The sequence below is a fragment of the Brevibacillus sedimenti genome, from assembly GCF_020923495.1.
GTDB lineage: Bacteria > Bacillota > Bacilli > Brevibacillales > Brevibacillaceae > Brevibacillus > Brevibacillus aydinogluensis.
The window spans coordinates 1,576,830-1,600,367 of sequence record NZ_CP064048.1; the positions used below are offsets into that span (position 1 = coordinate 1,576,830).

Annotated in this window: 22 protein-coding genes; all 22 read left to right on the forward strand. The window is 56.7% G+C overall.

The annotated features are described in order from the left end of the window. Positions 1-116: 116 nt before the first annotated feature. The 22 genes from IRT44_RS07785 (at position 117) to IRT44_RS07890 (ending at position 23,212) form a co-directional block, all read left to right on the forward strand. Entirely contained in the window at positions 117-815 is a 699-nt protein-coding gene (locus IRT44_RS07785) for a response regulator transcription factor (RefSeq protein WP_171567419.1), read from the forward strand. Next, positions 812-1,828, forward strand: a complete 1,017-nt coding sequence (locus IRT44_RS07790; RefSeq protein ID WP_171567420.1) for a sensor histidine kinase — start codon at positions 812-814, stop codon at positions 1,826-1,828. The genes IRT44_RS07785 and IRT44_RS07790 overlap by 4 nt, the downstream gene beginning before the upstream one ends. Positions 1,829-1,920: 92 nt before the next feature. After that, positions 1,921-2,691 carry an ABC transporter ATP-binding protein gene (locus IRT44_RS07795; RefSeq protein WP_171567421.1) on the forward strand — a complete coding sequence of 257 codons (771 nt, stop codon included), beginning with the start codon at positions 1,921-1,923 and terminating at the stop codon, positions 2,689-2,691. Further along, on the forward strand, positions 2,666-4,591 hold the full coding sequence (locus IRT44_RS07800; RefSeq protein ID WP_230077697.1) for an FtsX-like permease family protein: 1,926 nt from the start codon (positions 2,666-2,668) through the stop codon (positions 4,589-4,591). Before IRT44_RS07795 ends, IRT44_RS07800 begins: the two co-directional genes overlap by 26 nt. Positions 4,592-4,803: 212 nt before the next feature. Continuing rightward, positions 4,804-5,280, forward strand: coding sequence for an Lrp/AsnC family transcriptional regulator (locus IRT44_RS07805; protein WP_171567423.1), 477 nt, complete (start codon positions 4,804-4,806; stop codon positions 5,278-5,280). Between the two features lie 68 nt (positions 5,281-5,348). Then, positions 5,349-6,902: an ABC transporter substrate-binding protein gene (locus IRT44_RS07810; RefSeq protein WP_230077698.1), complete on the forward strand. Its 1,554-nt coding sequence runs from the start codon at positions 5,349-5,351 to the stop codon at positions 6,900-6,902. Between the two features lie 31 nt (positions 6,903-6,933). Beyond that, positions 6,934-7,893, forward strand: a complete 960-nt coding sequence (locus IRT44_RS07815; RefSeq protein WP_171567425.1) for an ABC transporter permease — start codon at positions 6,934-6,936, stop codon at positions 7,891-7,893. After that, entirely contained in the window at positions 7,890-8,720 is an 831-nt protein-coding gene (locus IRT44_RS07820) for an ABC transporter permease (RefSeq protein WP_171567426.1), read from the forward strand. The genes IRT44_RS07815 and IRT44_RS07820 overlap by 4 nt, the downstream gene beginning before the upstream one ends. 18 nt (positions 8,721-8,738) lie before the next feature. Beyond that, positions 8,739-9,713 carry an ABC transporter ATP-binding protein gene (locus IRT44_RS07825; RefSeq protein ID WP_171567427.1) on the forward strand — a complete coding sequence of 325 codons (975 nt, stop codon included), beginning with the start codon at positions 8,739-8,741 and terminating at the stop codon, positions 9,711-9,713. Beyond that, positions 9,710-10,693: an ABC transporter ATP-binding protein gene (locus IRT44_RS07830; protein ID WP_230077699.1), complete on the forward strand. Its 984-nt coding sequence runs from the start codon at positions 9,710-9,712 to the stop codon at positions 10,691-10,693. The genes IRT44_RS07825 and IRT44_RS07830 overlap by 4 nt, the downstream gene beginning before the upstream one ends. Positions 10,694-10,714: 21 nt before the next feature. Next, positions 10,715-11,296, forward strand: a complete 582-nt coding sequence (locus IRT44_RS07835) for a chromate transporter (protein ID WP_029100856.1) — start codon at positions 10,715-10,717, stop codon at positions 11,294-11,296. After that, positions 11,293-11,823, forward strand: coding sequence for a chromate transporter (locus IRT44_RS07840; protein WP_171567429.1), 531 nt, complete (start codon positions 11,293-11,295; stop codon positions 11,821-11,823). The genes IRT44_RS07835 and IRT44_RS07840 overlap by 4 nt, the downstream gene beginning before the upstream one ends. A 27-nt stretch (positions 11,824-11,850) precedes the next feature. Further along, the gene (locus IRT44_RS07845; RefSeq protein WP_230077700.1) at positions 11,851-13,461 is read left to right on the forward strand and encodes a gamma-glutamyltransferase family protein; all 1,611 of its coding nucleotides are present in this window, start codon (positions 11,851-11,853) and stop codon (positions 13,459-13,461) included. 493 nt (positions 13,462-13,954) lie between these two features. Further along, positions 13,955-14,407, forward strand: a complete 453-nt coding sequence (locus tag IRT44_RS07850) for a prepilin peptidase (RefSeq protein WP_230077701.1) — start codon at positions 13,955-13,957, stop codon at positions 14,405-14,407. A gap of 104 nt (positions 14,408-14,511) precedes the next feature. Continuing rightward, entirely contained in the window at positions 14,512-15,324 is an 813-nt protein-coding gene (locus tag IRT44_RS07855; RefSeq protein ID WP_230077702.1) for a CpaB family protein, read from the forward strand. 3 nt (positions 15,325-15,327) lie between these two features. After that, positions 15,328-16,485 carry a CpaE/TadZ family protein gene (locus IRT44_RS07860; protein ID WP_230077703.1) on the forward strand — a complete coding sequence of 386 codons (1,158 nt, stop codon included), beginning with the start codon at positions 15,328-15,330 and terminating at the stop codon, positions 16,483-16,485. Between the two features lie 12 nt (positions 16,486-16,497). Continuing rightward, positions 16,498-17,883 carry a TadA family conjugal transfer-associated ATPase gene (locus tag IRT44_RS07865; RefSeq protein ID WP_230077704.1) on the forward strand — a complete coding sequence of 462 codons (1,386 nt, stop codon included), beginning with the start codon at positions 16,498-16,500 and terminating at the stop codon, positions 17,881-17,883. Continuing rightward, positions 17,861-18,787: a type II secretion system F family protein gene (locus tag IRT44_RS07870; protein WP_171567434.1), complete on the forward strand. Its 927-nt coding sequence runs from the start codon at positions 17,861-17,863 to the stop codon at positions 18,785-18,787. Before IRT44_RS07865 ends, IRT44_RS07870 begins: the two co-directional genes overlap by 23 nt. Before the next feature lie 62 nt (positions 18,788-18,849). Next, on the forward strand, positions 18,850-19,722 hold the full coding sequence (locus tag IRT44_RS07875) for a type II secretion system F family protein (protein ID WP_230077705.1): 873 nt from the start codon (positions 18,850-18,852) through the stop codon (positions 19,720-19,722). A 122-nt stretch (positions 19,723-19,844) separates the two neighbouring features. After that, on the forward strand, positions 19,845-20,057 hold the full coding sequence (locus IRT44_RS07880) for a hypothetical protein (RefSeq protein WP_230077706.1): 213 nt from the start codon (positions 19,845-19,847) through the stop codon (positions 20,055-20,057). A gap of 268 nt (positions 20,058-20,325) precedes the next feature. Then, a complete protein-coding gene (locus IRT44_RS07885) occupies positions 20,326-21,582 on the forward strand; it encodes a vWA domain-containing protein (protein WP_230077869.1) in 1,257 nt (418 codons plus the stop codon). Positions 21,583-21,790: 208 nt separating this feature from the next. Continuing rightward, positions 21,791-23,212: a vWA domain-containing protein gene (locus tag IRT44_RS07890; protein ID WP_230077707.1), complete on the forward strand. Its 1,422-nt coding sequence runs from the start codon at positions 21,791-21,793 to the stop codon at positions 23,210-23,212. Positions 23,213-23,538 lie beyond the last annotated feature (326 nt).

Consider the following 23,538-nt stretch of genomic DNA (forward strand, 5'->3'; position numbering starts at 1 on the left):
TTTTTCGTGTGCCCGGCAAACGCGCAGGCAAATCCGGCGGGACCCGTCTATTTACTGCCGCTGGAAGTCTTTTGGTATAGTACAAACTAGGGAGTATAAGAGCGAGGTGTATGCCGATGTCGACCATCATGATCGTGGAAGACGATCCGAAGATTACGAAACTGCTGCAAAACCAGTTGGAGAAATACGGCTATCACGCGGTTACGATCGAACACTTTGACCGGGTGATGGAGGTGTTTGGCGAGGTGAAGCCCGACCTGGTGCTGCTGGACGTAAACCTGCCCAAGTACGACGGGTTTTACTGGTGCCGGCAGATTCGGCAGGTGTCCAACTGCCCGATTCTGTTCATTTCTGCGCGGGAGAGCAAGATGGACCAGGTGATGGCGCTGGAGAACGGTGCCGATGATTACATCACCAAGCCGTTTGACTACGATGTAGTGCTGGCGAAAATCCGCAGCCAGCTTCGCCGCGCCTACGGGATATACGCCGTTCAGGAAGGGGAGCGGACGGTGGAGGTAGCCGGGCTGAAGCTGTTTCCGGAGCGGATGGAGCTGGTGATCGCTGACAGAAAAGTGGAGCTGAGCAAAAAAGAGGCCCTGCTCCTGGAGGCGCTGATCAACCAGTACCCGCGTATCGTCAGCCGCGAACGCCTGCTGGAGAAGCTGTGGGACGAGCAGTTCGTGGATGAAAACACGTTGAACGTGTACATTACGCGCGTGCGCAGCAAGTTGAAAGACCTGAATCTGGACGGAGCGATTGAGACGGTTCGCGGCTCCGGCTACCGCCTGCGGGTCACCTGGGAGGACGGACGATGAGGCTGTTTTGGAAAGACCAGATCGTCTTTCTCGTGTTTTTCTTTGTCCAGTTGGCATTGCTGGTGCTCATCTTTGCGCTGGCCGGCTACTGGAACCCTTTGCTGACCAGCTACGGGGTGTTTCTGTGCGCGTTTTTTGCCGGCAGCTACCTGGTCATCCGCTACCTGTTGAACCGGCAGGTCTACCAACGGCTCAGCAATCCAATCGAATCGCTGGAGGAGTTGAACCAGCACCACGGCAACGCCGCCCTGGGACGCGCGGTCGACCAGACGTTTCAGGAATTGTACCGGCTGTTTAAGGGACAGCTCCACGCCTACGAAGCGAAGCAGCGGGAGCACACGACGTTTATCCAGCAGTGGGTGCACCAGATGAAAACGCCGATCTCGGTCATTCACCTGCTGTTGCAGGATGACCCCGATCCGCGGGCGGAGAGTGTCCGCGAAGAGGTGGACCGGATCAAGCGTGGACTGGAGACGGTCTTGTACATCGCCCGGCTGGACCGGTTTGAACAGGATTTCCTCATCGAACCGGTTGTGCTTAGGCAGTTGGTCCAGGCGGTGGTGTCGGAGAACAAGCGAATGTTTATCCGCAATCAGGTGTATCCCGAAGTGAAGGTGGACGAGCGGTTTACGGTGGAGTCGGACGAGAAATGGCTGTCGTTCGTCCTGAATCAACTGCTGACCAACGCCGTCCGTTACTCCGCGGGCAAAAGCAGCAAAGTGGCCATCCTCGCCTACTCGCGCGGAATGGATGTGGTCCTGGAAGTGCGGGACAACGGCATCGGCATTCCCCCGCAGGACGTCCACCGCGTGTTTCAGCCGTACTTTACGGGGGAAAACGGCCGCCGCTACCCGGAATCGACCGGCATGGGGCTGTATTTGGTCAGGGAAATCTGCGGCCGCCTGCATCACAAGGTGGAACTGGACTCAAAGGTGGGGGAGGGCACGTCGGTGCGCATCGTCTTTTCTGCCGTCGTCCCAACCTTACAAGATCGTAAGGAGGATGAAAGCTAATTCGATAGCTTGACAGCGCGCGTGTCCGTATAGTGGGAAGTGTGGAAACAGAAGACTGCATGGGAAAATCTCAAACGAAAGGAGACGCGTATATGGACATGTTGCAAGTCAGGAAACTCAGCAAAATATACGGCGGCAAGGTCACGTATCGCGCGCTGACCGACATCGATTTTACGATTCGCAAGGGGGAGTTTGTCGGCATCATGGGGCCGTCCGGAAGCGGGAAAACGACGCTTCTTAACATGATCTCCACCATCGACAAGCCCACTTCCGGAGAGGTGCTGTTGAACGGCACCAATCCCCACCTGTTGAAAGGGAGCAGGCTGGCCCTGTTCCGCCGCCGGGAATTGGGCTTTGTCTTCCAGGATTTCAACCTGTTGGACACGCTGACCATCGGGGAAAACATCATCCTGCCGTTGACGCTGGACGGTGAAAACGTGCGCGTCATGCAGGAGAAGCTTGAAACCGTGGCAGTCAAATTGGGCATCAGCGACATCCTGGACAAGCGCACCTACGAGGTGTCAGGCGGCCAGCGGCAGCGGGCGGCCATTGCGCGGGCGATCATCCACTCGCCGTCACTCCTGCTGGCGGACGAACCGACGGGCAACCTGGATTCGAAAGCCTCCCGCAGCGTGATGGAGACGCTGGAAGCGATCAACAAGAACGACGGCACAACAATGATGATGGTCACCCACGACCCGCTGGCGGCCAGCTACTGTCACCGCGTCATTTTCATCAAGGACGGACAACTGCACAACGAGATGTACCGGGGAGAGAGCCGGCAGGCGTTTTTCCAGCAAATCATCGACGCCTTGTCTCTGTTGGGAGGGAACGCGCATGACCTTTCGGCAATTCGCGTTTAAAAACGTCTCCCGCAACAAGCGCACCTATGCCGCGTTTTTCATCAGCAGCGTCTTTTCCGTGATGATTTTCTTCATCTACGCGATGTTTATCTTCCACCCGGAGATTAAGAACGGAAATATTAACGCCAACGTGAAAATAGGCATGATAGTGGCCGAGTACATCATCTACCTGTTTTCGTTCTTTTTCCTGTTTTACTGCGTCGGTGCCTTTTTGAAAAAGCGGGAAAAAGAGTTTGGCATCCTGTTCATGCACGGCATGACCCGCTTTCAGCGCAACATGCTGATCTTCATGGAGAACTTCATCATCGGCTCGCTGTCGATTGTGTTTGGCATTGGCTTGGGGATGGTGCTGTGCAAGCTGTTCTTCCTGTTTGCCGGTTTCCTTCTGGAAGTGGAGGCGCTGCCGTTTTACTTCCCGCTCAAGGCGATTGCCTTGACGGTGGCGGCGTTCCTCTTCCTGTTTGTCGCCATCTCCGTGTGCATCGTCCTGTTTTTGAGGCGGAGCAACCTGCTGGAACTATTGCAGGGAAGCCAGCGGCCAAAACGGGAGCCGAAAGCCTCGGTCTTTCTCTCGCTGTTGGCGGCGGGGCTGCTGGGGACAGCCTACGTTTTGGCGTTTAGGGCGGACGGGATGTTCGTCCCGCTCCTGCTGCTGCCAGTCAGCGCACTGACGATTGCCGGTACCTACCTGCTGTTCACACAGTTGAGCGTGTTCATGATCCGGCTGTTGAAGCGAAACCGCCGCTTTTACTGGAAGCGCACCAACCTGGTGACCCTCTCCGATCTGGCCTACCGGGTAAAGGACAACGCGCGCATGTTTTTCCTCGTCTGCATCGTCTCCACGGTAGCGTTTTGCGCGATCGGAACGCTGGCGGCTCTGGCAAGTTCCATTGAGGAAACAGTGGTCAAGACTCATCCGTTTGCGTTTGAGTATCGGCAGTATGTGGGGAAAAAGGCGGAACAGGAATATCTGGAGAAACGTCTGGCCAAGATTGAAACGGCGTTGGCTGAAGGCGGTTTTTCCTTTGAAAAATACGCCCTGACGATGCGCTACCTGCCCGTCCCGGAAAGCGCAGACAAGCGCTACTCCGCGGTCGCCGTAGTGAAGCAGTCCGATTACAACCGCTTTGCCCGCGCGGCTGGCGCCGAGGAAGTGACAGCAGTCGAGGGAGAAGCAATCTACTACTCGCGAAGAACCGGCGAAAGGCCGATCAAGAGCGGGACGCTGCAGATCGGAAGCGCATCCCTTCAGCTCAAAAGTGGGGAAGGGGTTCCCCTGATGGATCCATTCAGGGGCGAGCCGCTCGTCGTCGTGCAGGATGAGCTGTACGACCAGGTCAAAGCGGAAAAGGAACAGCATAACTATGGCTACGTCGTGGACAACTGGAAAGAGACGAAGGTGCTCAGCGAAAAGCTGGATCAGGAATTTAGCGACGAAGACGCCATGTTGAGCGACTTTATCATGAACGACTTTTCCGCCCGCACTTCGGATTACTACATGTTGAAACAGCTGGCCAACACCAGCCTGTTTATCGGTCTCTTCGTCGGTGTCCTGTTCTTCGTCGCAGCGGCAAGCTTCCTGTACTTCCGCCTGTACACCGATTTGGAAAACGACAAGCGGCAGTACGGCGCCATCACCAGAATCGGGCTCTCCGAACAAGAGCTGTCCAAAATCGTCACGACGCAAATCGCCCTGTTGTTCTTTGCTCCCATCCTGGTGGCAATCGTCCACAGCGCCGTCGCGTTTGTGTCGCTGCAAAGCTTTTTGAAGCTGCTGTTCATCGCATCGGTCTTCAAACCGACATTGATCGTGCTGGCAAGTTTTGTGCTGGTGCAATTCGTCTACTTCTGGATTATCCGCAACCGCTACCTGTTCCACTTGAAAAAAGCGGTTTTGTAATAGAAAAAGCGATCTGCGCAGATCCCGCGCGGCAGGAGGCCCCTGCTGCCCGGGATCTTTGTTGTTGGAGAAATTTTGCAAAAACTATTGCAATAAGATGATAATCGTATTATATTATCTAAAAACAGACGATATTCGTCATGAAAATTTATTTTATTGCCGTGATATGTAATGTGTTGCGGTAAATCTGGTCGAAAAAAGGTAGTGAAGTTATGGACGAAAAATATCATCGCTCACTGTATTCCCAATTGGACGATTTGGATTACGCGATCGCCCGTAGGCTGCAGGACAATGCGCGTCTGCCGTTTACGCAGATCGCCAAGGAATTGGGTGTCACGGAAAAGACCGTACGGATTCGCGTGCAGCAGATGCAGGACGAGGGTGTGCTCAGCCTGGTCGGGATCGTCAACCCGGTCAAGGCCGGAATTACGGTGCAGTCCCTGATCCAGGTGGCCGTAGAGGCGGGGAAACTGGATGACGTGGTGGCGAAACTGCAGGACATCTACGAGGTCAGGCTGGTTGTGCTGACCACAGGCGATTACCAGTTGATGATTCAGGTGTTGAACCGCGATTACGAGGAATTGTCGCAATTTTTAATGAACAAGCTCAACAAAATCGAGGGCATCACCAAGGTCAACGTCATCAACGAACTGAAAGTACTGAAATCGCGCTTTCGCTTTATTCGTTAAAGACAATCGTTCCTGGCAGCAGGAACGGTTGCCATATTCATGCAACCCAAAGAGAAGGAGGAGGACTTATGTTGTCGCAAAAGATGGGAAAAACGCTGCTGGCAGCACTACTGGGAACAGTGCTGCTGGCGGCCGGTTGTGGAGGAGGTGGCGGCAGTCAGACAGCAGGGACCGCGCCGACCGCCGGCACAGGCAAAAAAGTGATCACCATCGGGTTGAAAGCAGATCCGCCGACGCTCGATCCAAGCACCTCCACCGCGCTGGTCGACCGCATGGTGTACGCCAGCCTTTACGACAAGCTGTTTGACATTGATCCGAGCGGCAAGATCGTGCCGATGCTGGTCAGCTCGTACGAAGTGTCGCCGGACGGCAAAACCTACACGCTCAAGCTGAAGGAGGGCGTCAAGTTCCACGACGGCACCGACTTTGACGCGGAGGCGGTCAAGTTCAACTTCGAGCGCAACATGAACGGCGAGTCATCCAGGCGCAAAAGCGAGTTGAAAGTGGTGGAAGACGTTACGGTCGTTGACCAGCACACGGTCCAGATAAAACTGAAGGAACCGTTTGCGCCGCTCATCTCCATCCTGGCCGACCGCTCGGGAATGATGGTCTCACCGGCGGCTGTCAAACAGTACGGGGACGACTTCCTCAACCATCCGGTCGGCACCGGGCCGTTCGTCTTCGTCGAGCACGTCAAAGGGGACCACGTGACGCTGAAGCGCAACGACAATTACTGGAACGGCAAGGTGAACGTGGACGAGGTCACCTACAAGGTGTTTACCAATGGCACGGCCAAGGTGCAGAACCTGCGCTCCGGCATGCTGGACATCATCGACGAGGTGCCGGTGAAGGAGATTCCGGCGATCAAGGGAGATGCCAACCTGCAGTTGGTGGCCGAACCCAGCATGGGCTACATGGGCTTTTATCTGAACAACAGCAAGCCGCCGTTTGACAACAAGTACCTGCGCCAGGCCGTGGAGCGGGCCATCGACCGGGAAGCGGTGGTCAAGGTGCTGTTCAACGGCTACGCGCTGCCGGGCCGTTCGCCGTTTGCACCGGGCAATCTGGCGTACAACAGCGAGCTGGACAAGCCGGTCAAGCCGAATCCGGATGAGATCAAGCAGCTGCTGGCCAAAGGCGGCAAGCCGAACGGATTCAGCTTCAAGATGTATATCGCGACCTCGACGGAAAACGAACAATTCGGCGCCGTGATCCAAAACATGCTGAAACCGTATAACATCAACGTGCAGTTGGAAAAGTTGGAATTTGGCCAATTGATTGAAAAAGGTGATAACGGCGACTTTGAGGCACTCAACCTGGGCTGGTCCGGACGACAGGACCCCGACCAGAACTTCTACGACTTCGTCGTCACTGGCACTTCCAACAACGACGGCCGCATCAGCATTCCGAAGCTGGATGAGCTGGCTGTCGGGGCGCGAGTGGAGATTGACGAAGCGAAGCGCAGGCAGATGTACGAAGAGGCTGTCAAGATCCTGCAGGAAGAGGCGGGCTACGTCTACGTCTATCACCAGTACAACCTGCTGGCGATGAACAAGAAGATCAGCGGATTTACCTATGTGCCGGACGGCCTGATCCGCACGGCGACACTGGACAAGCAGTAATCGACACACTGTAGTGCGGGGAGGAATTGTCATGATGTTTGTGGTGAGACGTCTGCTGCTGACAATCCCGATTCTCCTACTGGTGTCGATCATGACGTTCTCCTTAATCCACCTGATCCCGGGCGATCCTGCCCGGGTCATTTTGGGACAGGAGGCGACACCGGAGGCGTATCAGGAACTGCGGGCCGAATTGGGGCTGGACAAGCCGGTTGTGGTCCAGTATGTTTCCTGGCTGGGAAAAGTGCTCCAGGGGGACCTGGGCATGTCGATTACCGACCGCGTGCCGGTCTCCGAACTGATCATACAGCGGCTGCCGGCTACCGTGGAACTGACCATTGGCACGTTTCTCGTCGCGCTTCTGATCGCTTTTCCGGCCGGCATCCTGGCAGCCGTGCGGAGGGGAACGTGGATTGACTACACCAGCACGTTTGCCGCGTTGGGCGGCATGAGCATCCCCAGTTTCTGGCTGGCGATGATGCTGATCATTTACTTCGCTGTGGAAAATCAATGGCTGCCGTCTTCGGGCTACGTGCCGTTCAGCGAAAACCCGGTGCAGAATATCATGGCGATGATTCTGCCCTGTCTGGCTACCGGCCTGCGCGAATCGGCCGTCTTGATGCGGATGCTGCGCTCATCCCTGTTGGAAGTGATCAACATGGACTTTATCCGCACGGCCAAGGCCAAGGGGCTGAACGAGGTACGCACCGTGCTCGGCCACGCGCTGCGCAACGCGCTCATTCCTGTGGTCACCACCTCCGGTCTGATGATTGCCGGCCTGCTGGGCGGGCTGGTCATCACCGAATCGATTTTTTCCATTCCCGGTTTTGGCCGGCTGATCGTGGAATCGGTGTTCAAGCGGGATTACGTCACGGTTCAGGGAGCGATCCTGGTATCGGCCATGTTGGTCGTGGTGGTAAACCTGGCGGTGGACCTCTTGTACGCTGTCATCGATCCGCGCATCAAGGCGGGGAAAGGGGCGGAAGGATCATGAACGCATGGCGAAAATTTGTGCGCAACGGCATGGGTGTTCTCGGCGGATTGATCATTCTGGCGCTGATTGTCGTCGCCATTTTCGCGGAGCAGATCGCCCCCTACGATCCCAACGAGCAGAACTATGACAAGGTGTTGATGCCGCCCAGCGCGGAACATCCGTTTGGCACGGACGATCTGGGACGGGACATCTTCTCCCGGGTCATCCACGGCTCCCGCATTTCGATTGAGGCGGCGGTCATCTCTGTCGGCATCGCCATGCTGATCGGTGTGCCCATCGGCCTTTTGTCGGGATACTACCGCGGCTTCTGGGATGAGTGGGTGGTCATGCGCACCGTGGATGCGATGCAGGCGTTTCCGTTTCTGATTCTGGCACTCGCCATCTCGGCCGTGCTCGGCTCCGGCTTCGGCAACGCCATGCTGGCGATCGGAATCGGCTTTTCTCCCGCCTTTGTCCGCATTACGCGGGGGCAGGTGCTGTCGCTTCGCAACATGGAGTACATCCAGGCGGCCCGGGCGGTGGGCGTCAAGGACAGTCGGATCATTTTCCGCCACATCCTGCCCAACGCGCTCAATCCGATCGTCATCCAGGCCACGCTGGCGATGGCGGCGGGGATCCTGGCAGAAGCCTCGCTCTCCTATCTGGGATTGGGCGTACAGCCGCCGACGCCGTCCTGGGGCAGCATGTTGAATCAGGCCCAGACGCTGATGTCCGTCGCGCCGTACGCCACTTTTTACCCCGGCATGGCGATCTTCCTGGTCGTGCTCGGCTTCAACCTGCTGGGGGATGGTCTGCAGCAAATACTTGATCCGCGGGTGCGGAAATAAACGGGGGAGGAGAGCCTCATGACGACCATACTGGAAGTGGAACAACTGAGAACGCGGTTTCGCACGGAAAACGGCGTCGTCAACGTGGTCGACGGCGTCGACTTCTCCATCCGCGCCGGCGAAACGCTTGGCGTCGTAGGCGAATCCGGCTGCGGCAAAAGCGTCACCAGCCTCTCGATCATGCGCCTGCTGCCGCCCAACGGCAGGGCGGAGGGAACGATCCGGTTCAACGGCACCAATCTGCTGGAACTGTCGGAAAAAGAGATGCAGGCGGTGCGCGGCAACGACATCTCGATGATCTTTCAGGAACCGATGACCTCGCTCAACCCGCTGCACACGGTGGGCAGGCAGATCGAGGAAGCGATCCAGCTGCACTGGAAAGTAAGCAAGGCGCAGGCCAGGGAACGGGCGATCGCGATGCTGAAAGCGGTGGGCATGCCGCGCGCGGAGGAGATCTACGGGGAGTACCCGCACCAGCTCTCCGGGGGGATGCGGCAGCGCGTCATGATCGCGATGGCGATGGCGTGCGACCCCAAGCTGATCATCGCCGACGAGCCGACGACGGCCCTGGATGTGACGATCCAGGCGCAGATTCTCGACCTGATGCGGGAACTGAAGGAGAAGACGGGCACATCAATCATGCTGATCACGCACGATCTGGGTGTCGTCGCCGAAATGTGCGACCGCGTCATCGTCATGTACGCCGGGCAGGTGGTGGAGGAGACCGACGTGGAAACGCTGTTTGAGCAGCCCAAACACCCGTACACCATCGGCCTGATGAAGTCAATTCCCGAGCTGGACGAGGAGCGGGAGTACCTGGACACCATCCCGGGCGCGGTGCCGCTGCCCCACCAGATGCCCAAGGGGTGCCGGTTTGCCCCGCGGTGCGCGCAGGCCATGCCGATCTGCCGCGAACAGCCACCCGAGCTTTTGCAGTTGGACGGCCACAAATGCCGCTGCTGGCTGTACGCAGAAGGGAGGCATGAGGCATGAAGCCGCTGTTGGAAGTAAAAGGGCTTAAGAAACACTTTCCGATCAAGTCCGGCTTTTTCAAGAAAACGAAGGGATACGTGAAGGCCGTAGACGGCATCGACCTGCAGGTGTTTCCAGGGGAGACGCTTGGTATCGTGGGCGAGTCGGGGTGCGGCAAGTCGACCACCGGCCGGACCATTTTGCGGCTGCTGGAACCGACCGCAGGGGAGGTCTGGTTTGACGGCAAGGATCTCGCCAGACTGTCCAAGGAAGAGATGCGGCGCATGCGCAAGGACCTGCAGATGGTCTTTCAGGACCCGTACGCTTCGCTCAATCCGCGCATGACGATCAAGCAAATCCTGATGGAGTCGCTGGCGGTGCACAACATCGGGACGCGGGAGGAACGGCTGGCAACCATCGAAGAGATGATCGAGATCGTCGGTCTTCGCAAGGAGCACCTGAACCGGCATCCACACGATTTTTCCGGCGGCCAGCGGCAGCGCATCGGGATCGCCCGGGCGCTGGTGGTGAAGCCGAAGCTGATCATCGCGGACGAACCGGTGTCGGCGCTGGACGTCTCGATTCAGTCGCAGATTCTGAACCTGTTGAAAGATCTGAAAAAAGAGTTTAACCTGACCCTGATGTTTATCTCGCACGACTTGTCGGTCGTCAAACACCTGTGCGACCGGGTGGCCGTCATGTATCTGGGGCGGGTGGTGGAAATTGCCGACAAGCGGACGCTGTTCGACAATCCCAGCCATCCGTACACGCGGGCGCTCTTGTCTGCCGTTCCCGTGGCCAAGCCGCGGCAGAAGCGGGAACGCATCCTGCTGACCGGCGACCTGCCCAGTCCGGCCAATCCGCCGAGCGGCTGCACGTTCCATCCGCGCTGCCCGCATGCGACCGACCTGTGCAAGACCAAAGCGCCGAGCCTGGCCGATATCGGGGGCGGACAGTTCGTCTCCTGCCACCTGGTACATGCAGGCGAGCTGGCGACCTGACGGCGGGACGGAGGCATTCAGATGATCTATTGGCAGTTGTTTCTCGCGTTTTTTCGCATCGGCATTTTCGGCTACGGCGGCGGACCGACGATGGTCCCCCTGTTTTACGCCGAGTGCGTGCAGAAGTACAAATGGGTAAGTGAAGAGGATTTTACCGACAACCTGGCGCTGGCCAACGCCCTGCCCGGCCCGATCGCCACCAAGCTGGCAGCGTTTATCGGGTACCGGGTCAAAGGTTGGAGCGGCGCGCTGGTGGCCAACTGCGCGGTGGTGCTGCCCATCGTGCTGGTCATGATCGCGCTGCTGCAGGTGATTTACCAGTGGAAGGACGCGCCCGGCGTGTACGGGATGATTCAGGCGATCCAGCCGGTGATCGCCGTCATGACCGGCGTGCTGACCTGGGAGTTTTTGCAGAAGGGCTGGCAGGGAGCGGGCAACAAGAGCGGCGTCGCCCTCATGCTGGTCCTGTCGCTGGTGGCCCTGCTCTTCCTTGACCTGCACCCCGGCATTGTGGTGGGCATTGCCCTGGCCGGTTCGTTTGCCTATTCCACCTGGGTGCTGCGGAAGCGGAAAACGCCGGGCGGCAAGGAGGGGGCGGCATGATTTACCTGCAGCTGTTCTGGGCGTTTTTTATCTCCAACATTCTCGGCTACGGCGGTGGGCCGCCCAGCATCCCGCTGATCCAGAACGAGGTGGTCGACCACTATCACTGGATGACGATGAAAGAATTCGGGGAGGTGCTGGCAGTCGCCAATGCGCTGCCCAGTCCGATCGCCACCAAGCTGGCGGGTTACGTCGGCTACCAGGTGGCCGGCGTGCCGGGGGCGGCGGTCGCGCTCCTGGCGACAATAGCGCCGACGGCTGTCGCCATGATCCTGCTGCTCAATTTCCTCAACGTGTTTCGCAACGCGCCGCAGGTGAAAGCGATGACCCAATCCGTCCGTCCGATTGTCACCGTGCTTCTGGGCACGATGACGTACGAGTTTTTCCTCGGAGCCGTGGAGGGCATCGGCTGGATGCAGACCGGCATCCTGGCCATCGCCTCCTTTCTCCTGCTGGAAAAGTGGAAGCTGAACCCTGCGCTTGTAATCGCCCTCTCCATGGGTTACGGGTTTTTCTTCATCGGCTAACGATTACAGTTGATCGGAGGTACACGTATGACACATTTTGACGCAATGGAGTACCCGTACGCGTCCCGGCGTATGACGACGTATGCGAAAAACGGCATGGTGGCCACCTCGCAGCCGCTTGCGGCGCAGGCCGGCTTGGACATCCTGAAAAAAGGAGGAAACGCCATTGATGCCGCGATCGCCACGGCTGCCTGCCTCACCGTGGTGGAACCGACGGGGAACGGCATCGGCAGTGACGCGTTTGCGCTCGTCTGGACCAACGGGAAACTGCACGGGCTGAACGCGAGCGGTCCCGCGCCGCAGGCCATTTCCATCGAAGCGGTGAAGGCGGCAGGGCACGAGACCATGCCTGCCTATGGCTGGATTCCGGTCACAGTGCCGGGGGCGCCGGCGGCATGGGGGGAACTGTCCCGCCGCTTTGGCCGCCTGCCGCTCGCGGACGTGCTGAAGCCGGCGATCGAGTACGCGGAAAACGGCTACCCGCTTTCCCCGACGCTGGCCCGCTACTGGGCGGCCGCCTTCAACAAATATTCCCAGGTGCTGAGCGGTGAGGAATTTGCCCCCTGGTTCGCCACCTTTGCACCGGACGGTCGGCCGCCGAAAGCGGGCGAGATCTGGAGGTCGCCCGGCCATGCCGAGACGCTGCGGCAGATTGCCGAGACGGGAGCGGAAAGCTTCTATCGCGGCGAACTGGCGGAAAAGATCGACGCGTTTTCCCGGCAGTGCGGCGGGTTCCTGCGCAAAGAGGATTTGGCAGCCTACCGGCCGGAATGGGTCAAGCCGATCAGCGTCAACTACCGCGGCTACGACGTCTGGGAAATTCCCCCCAACGGCCAGGGCCTGGTGGCGCTGATTGCCCTGAACATATTGAAGGGTTTTGCGTTCGGGGAAAAAGAGACAGTTGACACGTACCACAAGCAGATCGAGGCGATGAAGCTGGCGTTTGCCGACGGGTTCCGCTACATTACGCAGCAGGACAAGATGAGCGTGACCGTCGGGGAACTTCTCTCCGACCGGTACGCCGACGAGCGGCGCCGCCTGATCGGTGAGCGAGCGCTCATGCCGGAACCGGGCGACCCTCGCTCCAGCGGAACCGTCTACCTGGCGACGGCAGACGGGGAAGGCAACATGGTCTCATTTATCCAGAGCAACTACATGGGCTTCGGCTCTGGCATCGTCGTGCCGGGAACGGGCATCGCGCTGCAAAACCGGGGCCACAACTTCTCGCTGGACCCCGCTCACGACAACCGCCTGGAGCCGGGAAAAAAGACGTACCACACGATTATCCCGGGCTTTTTGACCAAGGACGGCAAGGCGGTTGGACCGTTTGGCGTGATGGGCGGCTTCATGCAGCCGCAGGGGCACGTGCAGGTGGTGATGAACACGGTCGACTTTCACCTCAACCCGCAGGCCGCGCTGGACGCCCCGCGCTGGCAGTGGCTGGAAGGAAAAACGGTGGAGGTGGAGCGCCACTTCCCGGAACATATCGCGCTCGCCCTGGAACAAAAGGGTCACCGGATCAAGTGGGGATCGTTTTCGAGCAACTTCGGCCGCGGCCAGATCATCTGGCGGGACGAAAACGGCGTGCTGATCGGCGGCACCGACATGCGCACGGACGGCTGCGTTGCTGCGTGGTAAGCGTTTGGGACAGGCGGGAACCGGCAGATAACAGAAGACTGGCGAAGATCGCGTGGAGCGATAACAAAGCCAAAAGAACAGCATTGTTCTTTTGGCTTTTTTTTTCGATACAGGCCGCTGTTTGGCAAATCCTCCGGGCTGTCCGAACCTTCCAGCAGCCGGACGCAAAAAAACGTCTCTGGGTCTTTTCGACCAAAAATTTTGCAACCTTTTGCTTACAAATTCCGTCAATGACGGAGAAAACACCCACCCCAATTATTGGGAATCGGGAACGACAAAAGTCGAACGCATGTTTTCTTCACGAACTGCATCCTGGACGCGAGCGGGGCATGGCGGCCCTAACAGATGGCCAGAGGAACATGGAGGCGGCGTGAAAAAAACCTGGGGCTTTGCAACCAAAAAAATTATGAAATCTTGAAACTGACACTTGCAAATTCCGTAGATAATGGTGAAAACATCCATCACAATTAATTTTTGGAAAGGAGGGCATGCATTGCTGTCCCCGTTCGTGACCGTTCCCGTTTTTCTCATCATGGCCGTGTCCGTCTACACGGACCTTCGCCGACGCATGATTTACGACTGGCTCACGCTGCCGGGGATCGCGTACTTCCTCGTCGTTCATGCCATCGCCCACCCCGGTCAATGGATGACATATGCGCTGGGCGTGATCGTGTTGGGCGGGATTTCGCTAGTCATGGCAGTTGTCAGCAACGGCCAGCTAGGGGGAGGGGATATCAAGCTGTTTGCGCTTATGGGTTCCGCTGTGGGGTGGCAGGCCGGGCTGCTGATTATGGGCCTTTCCTACATCATCGCGGGATTTGTCGCCATACCCCTGTGGGCGATCAGAAAAAGGCGGGCGGCAGCAGAAAAGTGGAAAGAGGTTCCGCTGGCTCCGTTCATCGCCGGGGGGACGATTCTGTTGTACATGGCGGCAGCAGCTGTCTGATCCACCCGAGGAGACGCCGTGTTGCGGCAAGCATTTTCCTTATTTTGTAATTTTATAATTGCTTCCGAAATCTTTCGACTATCCAAGGAGAGGGAATCATCTGCATGCTGGAATCCAAACGACGTGCCATTATTTTTCTCACATTATCCCTTTTGCTTGCAGTTCTGGCGGGCTTTCTGTTTCTGAAAAAAATCAAGGATATGAACGCGGAATTGGGGGAAATGGTGGAGATTTACGCGGCGAACGCCGACATTCCGTCCCGCTCGCTGATTCAGCCGGATCAGGTGACGACGCGGCCCATCCCGAAGAAATACGCGGATCAGTCCTACGTGACCGACAAATTGAGCCTGAAAAACCAGGTGACGGTCGTTCCCCTGTCCAAGGGCGACGTCATTACCAAAAACATTCTCAAGCCCGCCAACATCGTCCGGGACCAAAATCACCGTCTGATTACGGTGTATGCCGGGGGAAACGTCGTCTTCGATCAGGAACTGGAGGCGCTTGACCGCGTGGATGTCATCATCTCGCACCAGGTGAACGGTAAGCCGGTGACGGAAGTGTTCATGAAAGATGTGCTGGTGGCGATGGTGGCCAAGTCAGAGGGCAAGTTTAAAGGAGTGGCGTTGGAACTGCCGTTTGAGGACGTGCCCCGGTTCATCCATCAGCAGAACTACGCAGAGCTCATGCGGATCCTGAAGGCCAATGTCGGCAAAGGCGGAGCGGCCATTTCCGAGCCGTTTCAAGAAACGAAACCCGGCCAGGAGGAGACGCCTGGCGACAGCGCTGCGCCCGAAACCAAACCGGCCGAAAGTCCGACGGTAAAACCGGGGGCACAGGCGCCGCAGACACCTCCTGCGCCGTCGCCAAACGCGGGACAGCCCGCGATGCAGCAAGCAGGAACCAAAACCGGAGGGTAAGGCATGAAAACGGAACTCAACATTCTCGTCGTAGCCGATTACGATTCGGTGAAAGACCTGTTGCGGGAATGGCTCGCTCCTTACGAGCATGTGCAGTACACCACATCGCTGGAAGTGAAGAAAGAGATTGACCGGATTGGCCCCGATATCGTCCTGCTCGTGCAGCCTGAGGACGGGTCGGGCGTGGAACTGGTCCAGTATATACAGGCCGAGCTGCCCGAGGGCATTGTGATCTTTCTCACGGAAGAGCAGGATTTCGTCCTGCTGCGGGATGTCGTCCGCGCCGGTGCGATTGAGTACATCGTGATGCCTGACGAACTGGCGCTGTTGACGGACCGGCTTGAGAAAATCTCCGAGCTGGCGCAGATACAGCAGCGGAAAAAGGGAGCGAACGCGTCCGGCAAGGCGTTGGTCCGCGGCCGGGGAAAAGTGTATTCCTTTTACAGCGGAAAAGGGGGCAGCGGCCGCACGCTGCTAGCCACTGGCTTTGCGCAGGCATTGAAACTGGAATCCACCGCCAGCGTCCTGCTGATCGACCTCAACCTGCAGTACGGCGGTGTGGAAACCTTTCTCTCATTGGACAGCAATCGCACGCTGGCCGATCTGATGCCGGTCATGCACGAGATGAACGAGAACCACATTCGCAATGTGGCACAGCGGGAACTCCATTCCAAGCTGGAAGTCCTGGTCAGTCCGCGTGATGCGGAAATAGCAGAGCAGATCCCGGAGGAATTTATCACCCGGTTAATCCGCGCCAGCCGCCGCAGCTACGATTTTGTCATTGTCGACCTGCCGGCGCACATGAACGAGCTGACCTACGCGGCGCTGACGGAGTCGGACCTGATCTGCTACGTGATGAATCTCGACACGCCTTCGGTTCAGATCTACCGGCTCGCGGAAGAGTTGTTCCGACGGCTTCGGATCGATACCGCAGGCAGGCTGGAAGTGGTCGTCAACCAGGTGGGCAGGGACAACGAACTGGCCGTTTCCGACCTGAAGGGGTTGATCACCGCCCCGATCACCGCTGAAATCAGCAGGGATCACCAGGGCGTTCAGGCGGCCGTCAATCAGGGCAAGCCGCTGCAAAAGGAAGCCAACGAGAAAAAGCTGTCTCCTGCGGCGAAGGACATTCGCAAATGGGTGCTCAGGAAATTGTCGTAAGGGGGGAGTTAGATGGCATTATTCCGACGCAGGGATGAAAAGACTCCGCCTGGCGATGAGGCGCCCCGGACCATCGCATCTTCGCTTGCGGCTCCTTCCTGCAATCCGTACCTGGACGAACTGGCGGAACATTACAAGGCGCGACTCTTGCGGGAGACCAACCTGGAACGGCTGACCAGCCTGCCGTCGAGCGAGATGCGCCTGGCGATTGAGCGCCTGGTATCCCAATACATGTCCGAAGAAAAGGTCGTCATCCCGCGAAACGAAAAGGAACTGCTGCTCACCCGCCTGATCAACGAATCCGTCGGTCTGGGCCCGCTGGAGCCGCTGCTGAACGACCCGGAGATCACGGAAATTCCGATCAACGGCCACAGCCAGGTGTACGTCGAGCGGAACGGCCGCCTGGAACTGACCGACCTGAAGTTTCGCGACGAGGAGCATCTGCGCCACATCGTCGACCGGATCGTGGCGCCGCTCGGACGGCGGATCGACGAAAGCTCGCCGATGGTGGACGCCCGGCTGAAAGACGGCAGCCGCGTGAACGCAGTGATTCCGCCGATCAGCCTGAATGGCACGCTGGTCTCGATCCGGAAATTCCGCAAAGAGCCGTACACCATGGATGACCTGATGCGGTTTGGCTCGTTCAACGAGGCGATGTCCCGCTTTCTGCAGGCGGTCGTGGAAGCGAAAATGAACGTGCTCATCTCCGGCGGCACCGGGAGCGGAAAGACGACGCTGCTCAATGCCGTAGCCTGCGCCATCCCCCACTATGAGCGCGTCATCACGATTGAGGATTCGGCAGAACTGAGGCTGGCCCACCCCAACTGCGTCGGGTTGGAGGCCCGCCCGCCCAACATGGAGGGAAAAGGGGAGATCACGATTCGCCAGCTCGTGAAAAACTCCCTGCGGATGAGGCCGGACCGGATCATCGTCGGGGAGGTGCGGGGCGCCGAAGCGTTTGACATGCTGCAGGCGATGAACACGGGGCACGAAGGATCGCTCACCACCGTTCACGCCAACTCGCCCCAGGATGCGTTTAACCGGCTGGAGGGCATGGTCGTGATGGCCGGCATGGATTTGCCGTCTTCCATCATTCGGGAGTACATTGTCAGCGCCCTCGACATCATCGTGCAGGTGATGCGTCTCTCAGACGGGAAGCGCAAGATCGTCTCCATTTCGGAGGTGGTAAAAACCGAAGAAAAACGCGTGGAAGTAAACGAAATCTTTCGCTTTCAGCGCACCGGCATCGGAAAAAGGGGGGAAGTGTTGGGGTACTTTACCGCAACCGGCGTCGTGCCCCGTTCGCTGGAAAGGCTGAGAACGTTTGGGATCGAGATAGACGAGTCGCTGTTTGCGGCAGGAGAGGTGAAACGACGTGAGCATCTCTATTCTGTTTAGTCTCTCCGTTCTGCTCGGAATATGGGGGATCTATGAATACCTGGGCTATCGGGCGAAAAAGACGGAATGGAAAAAACGGGTGGAAGAGTGGTACGAGGTCAAATCCCAGCGCAAAAGTTTTCTCCTCGAATGGGGGGATCGCTTCGACCGTACCCCCCATGCCAAGCAGATACGAAGCAAGCTGATCAAAGCAAACATTCCCCTTGCGCCTTCCGAGTATTACGGCATTTTGCTGGTTGGCGCGTTCGGGCTGGCCTTCTTTTTCAACAACGTCGTCGGGCTGCCGTTTCCTTACAATATCGCCGCCGGCTCTGCCTGCATGTACCTGCTGCAGAAGCTGCTGTTTCTCGTGCGGCGAAACAAGTACCAGGAGCGCTTGAACGACCAGCTGTCAGAGGTGTGCCGCCTGCTTGCCAACTCGCTGCGCGCAGGGCTGACGCTGACACAGGGGATCGAACTGGTGGCCAGGGAAATCCCGCAGCCAGCCGGGCAGGAGTTTGCGCGCATGGCGCGTGAAATGCGGTTGGGCGTCAATTTTGACAAGGCGCTCGCCGATATGGAAAAGCGCATTCCGACCCGGGATTTTCGGATCTTTGCGGCCACGCTGTACATCCAGCGGCGCGCCGGCGGGAACCTCAGCGAAGTGCTGCAGGAGATGGCACAAACGCTGGAGGATCGGCGAATCGTCAACCAGGAGATCAAGACGATGACCGCCGAACAGCGCTACGTCTCCATTCTGGTACCGATCATGCCGATCGCCCTGGTGCTGATGATGAACACGATCAACAAGGGGTTTATCGATCCGCTGTTCTCCGGCTTCGGACTGATCCTGCTGGCCGTGTTTATCCTGGGAACGATCCTGTCCTATCTGCTGGTCCGAAAAGTAACAAATATAAAGGTGTGAGACGATGGACGCGCTCATGGTCACCTGTTTGTTCTTATGTTTGTTTTTTTTTTGCCATTTTTTTGAAAGAATCCTACCGCTATTCCGTCGAGAGGGAAAAGCTGCTCACCCACATTCACGAAACCACGGGAAGGCCGGGATACGAAATCCGCAAGCGGGAAACGACTTCCGAAAAGTGGTTGAAAAAACTGCTGCAGTACAGCGACGATTACGCGGCACTGGGGCAGAGGATCAACTTCTTCAGCGAGTCGCACGAGGTGGAGGAGTGGCTGCTGAAAGCGGGCCGCCCGTTGGATTTGAGTGTGGAACGCTTCCAGGGGACAAAAATCCTGCTCGCCCTGATTGGCGTCATCGTCGGCACCGTGTTCTTTGTCCTCGGCTTTCCGCTCGCCCCCTACGGCCTGGTCGTCTGGCCGATGGTCGGCTACTTTTTGCCGATCATCCTGCTGAAAAGAAAGGCGAGGGAGCGGCAGGAGCAGATTCGCTACGATCTGCCCGAATTTCTCGACACGGTAAGCGTGACGCTGCAGGCGGGCGTCAGTCTGGACCAATCGCTGCGCTCGGTAATCCAGTTTTTTCCCGGGCCGCTGCAGGAGGAGTTCGCCCGTTTCAATCAGGAGCTGGATCTGGGGGTGCCGCGGGAAAAAGCGTACGAGAATCTGCTGCGGCGCAATGACAACCCGGAGTTTCAAATGCTGATCAAAGCGCTGATACAAGGGATGCGCCTCGGCGTTCCGATCGCGGTCACGTTCAAAATCCAGTCCGAGAACATGCGGCGCATACGCAAGGAACTGATCAAGGAGAAAGCGGCGAAAGCCTCACCAAAAGTAACCCTGATCACCACATTCGTCGTCGCGCCCACCGCGATCGCCCTGATCGGCGGTTTGATGGTGCTAAACATCCTGGAGAACGCCACGATGTTTTCCGCATGGTAAGCAAATAACACATGGCCTTTAAAGGGGGTGATCCCTTTCTCAGTCTGGCAGTGTAAATAATCGGGAAGTTTGCAAGTATGCGGAATCAAAATCTTTTATATCCATGAAGGAGGATTTGTAACATGCTGACAAACACGATTCAAAAATGGTATGCCAAAATGCTGGTTTCCCTGAACAACCAAAAAGGGGCCCAGGCAATTGAGTGGATTGCGCTGGCCGGGGTGATTCTGGCGATTTTTGCGGCAATTCAGTTGTACTTTAATAATGGTGAAGAAAGCGTGGGGGAAGCTATTTCCAAAACGCTGTCCAATATCATTAAAAAAATTGGACAATAATAGATCAGTCGGTGAAGATGCAGGCGACATCTTCATGCCTGCATCTTGCTATACATAATTAGGCTTTATTATTAATCATTATTGCTGATAAAGGGAGGTTTCGGTTATGAAGGCACACGCGAATAAGCTGCTCTCTGCCCTCCTGGCGTGTTTGCTTGTCTTGTCAGCCTGCTCATCCGATCAGGAGAAACAAGCCGATGCCAACGCGCCAGATGCCCCCACGCACCATTCTGTTGCGGATCATCAGGCAGGAGAATCACCAGTGGACATGCCAAAAAGCCGGGAGGAAAAAATACAGCTGCTCAAGTCAATGATCCCGGAAGGCCTGACCAAGCTCCCGGAGACAGCGGAGGAGTTTTACAAGCAGCAGCCGGGGCGTTTTGCGGGTGTCGCGTACGGTAAGCAGAGTGAGGAAATCAAAAAGGTACTGCGGCAATTCCCGAACATTGAAAACCCCGATGAAGAAATCATCCAACTGTACTATCTTGCCCTCCTTGGGCTGTTTGCCGAAGATTACCCGGACCCGGAGGAAATCATAAACCAGATCAAGCTGTCCTCGTTTGGCAGCCCGGACATGGATGATCCGCGCTATCAGTTCAAGGAGCAGTACAACGTGATGATCGTGCTGGACGCAAGCGGCAGCATGGGCCATATGGCGGGGAGCAAGACGAGGATGGAAGCGGCCAAGGAAGCGATCCGCTCGTTTGCTGCCTCCCTGCCTGTCGGTGCGCGGGTGGGACTGCGCGTCTACGGCCATGAGGGGACGGGATCGGAAGCAGATAAAGCGCGCTCCTGCAGCAAAAGCGATGTGATGTATCCCCTGCAGGCGTACGACAAACAAAAGCTGGACAGTGCGCTCTCTCAGTTCAAGCCGGCGGGCTGGACGCCGATTGCCCTCGCTCTCGAGCAGGCGCAGAAAGATTTGCAGGCGTACAAAGGAGAGAAGAGCACTAACATCATCTACCTGGTCAGCGACGGGATTGAGACGTGCGGAGGAGATCCGGTACAGGTGGCCAAACAGTTGGCGGACTCTGACGTGACGCCGATCGTAAATGTTGTTGGCTTCGGAGTGGATGGAGAAGCACAGCGCCAGCTCAAAGCGGTAGCAGAAGCGGCAAAAGGCCGTTATGTGCTGATCCAGGATCAAAAGGAACTGGAGAAGGAATTTGAGCAAGCTGAAAAGATTGCTGATAAGTGGTGGAAATGGAAAAGTGGTGCTTCTTATGATGCCTTTTCCAAACATCTTTCTCAAAGTTTGGAGATTCTTCATTTTGGATTTATCTGGGATGAAAGGAGAAGTCGGGAAAGCTATAATTTATTCTCTGCCTTTTTACACATGGAAGGGAAAATTTTAGATAATAGCACCATTGCCAAACTGGAAGAGCTCGAAAAAACCCAAAACCAATTGAGCCAGCAGCGAGGACGCGAATTAGAGACGTTCCTTGAAAGTTTGAACGACAAAACATACAAAGAAGCCATTGACGCGATCAACCAGAAATATAACGCAAATGTAAAAGAAGAGTAGCTGATTCCCCAGCGGTTGCAGACCGCAAGGCCTGCACATTCAACCGAAGGTGGAGATAAAGTACCTGGCGTGGAGTGATGGGTTCCCTGCCCGCGTCACATTTTGAAGCGGACATATCCACTTTAGTGCTGGTCTTCAAGAGAGCGAAAGGGCCCATCACCCATGCACTGCGGACTTTATCTACACGCTATAAGGAAGGTCGCTGTTTATGAAGACAAAAGCGAATAAGCTTCTATCTGCTCTCCTGGTATGTTTGTTGGTCTTGTCAGCTTGCTCATCCGATCAGGAGAAACAAGCCGATTCCAACACGCCAGATGCCATCACGCACCAACCTGCTGCCGATCATCAGACAGGTGATTCAACAATTGCGGAAACGCCAAACAGCCGGGAGGAAAAAATACAGCTGCTCAAATCCATGATCCCGGAAGGCCTGACCAAGATCCCGGAGACAGCGGAGGAGTTTTACAACCAGCCGCCGGGACGTTTTGCCGGCGTCTCGTATGGCAAGCAAAGTGAGGAAATCAAAAAGGTACTGCGGCAATTCCCGAACATTGAAAACCCCGATGAAGAAATCATCCAACTGTACTATCTTGCCCTCCTTGGGCTGTTTGCCGAAGATTACCCGGACCCGGAGGAAATCATCAACCAGATCAAGCTGTCCTCGTTTGGCAGCCCGGACATGGATGATCCGCGCTATCAGTTCAAGGAGCAGTACAACGTGATGATCGTGCTGGACGCAAGCGGCAGCATGGGCCATATGGCGGGGAGCAAGACGAGGATGGAAGCGGCCAAGGAAGCGATCCGCTCGTTTGCTGCCTCCCTGCCTGACGGTGCGCGAGTAGGGTTACGGGTCTACGGCCATGAGGGGACGGGATCGGAAGCAGATAAAGCGCGCTCCTGCAGCAAAAGCGATGTGATGTATCCCCTGCAGGCGTACGACAAGCAAAAGCTGGACAGTGCGCTCTCTCAGTTCAAGCCGGCGGGCTGGACGCCGATTGCTCTCGCCCTGGAGCAGGCGCAGCAAGATTTGCAGGCGTACAAAGGAGAGAAGAGCACCAACATCATCTACCTGGTCAGCGACGGGATTGAGACGTGCGGCGGTGATCCGGTACAGGTGGCCAAACAGTTGGCGGACTCTGACGTGACACCGATTGTAAACGTCGTCGGCTTCGGAGCGGATGGAGAAGCGCAGCGCCAGCTCAAAGCGGTAGCAGAAGCGGCAAAAGGCCGCTATGTGCTGATTCAGGATCAAAAGGAATTGGAGAAGGAATTTGAGCAAGCTGAAGAGATTGCCCGCAAGTGGTGGGAGTGGAAAAGAGGTTCCTCTCATGATGCTTTTTCCAAGTATCTTTTTCTAAAAGGGGATATTCTTCATTTTGGATTTACCTGGGATACAAAGAGAAAACGGGAAAACTATAATATCACCTCTGCCTTTTCATACATGAGTAGGGAAGTTTTAGACGAAAGTACCATTGCCAAACTGAAAGAGATTCAAGAAACCCAAAACCAATTGAGCCAGCAGCAAGGAGATGAAATGAAGACGTTCCTTGAAAATTTGAACGACAAAACATACACAGAAGCCATTGACGCGATCAACCAGAAATATAACGCAAATGTAAAAGAAGAGTAGCTGATTCCCCAGCGGTTGCAGACCGCAAGGCCTGCACATTCAACCGAAGGTGGAGATAAAGTACCTGGCGTGGAGTGATGGGTTCCCTGCCCGCGTCACATTTTGAAGCGGACAGATCCACCTCGGTGCTGGTCTGCAAGCGAGCGAAAGGGCCCATCACCCATGCACTGCGGACTTTATCTACACGCTATAAGGAAGGTCGCTGTTTATGAAGACAAAAGCGAATAAGCTTCTATCTGCTCTCCTGGTATGTTTGTTGGTCTTGTCAGCTTGCTCATCCGATCAGGAGAAACAAGCCGATTCCAACGCGCCAGACGATCCCACGC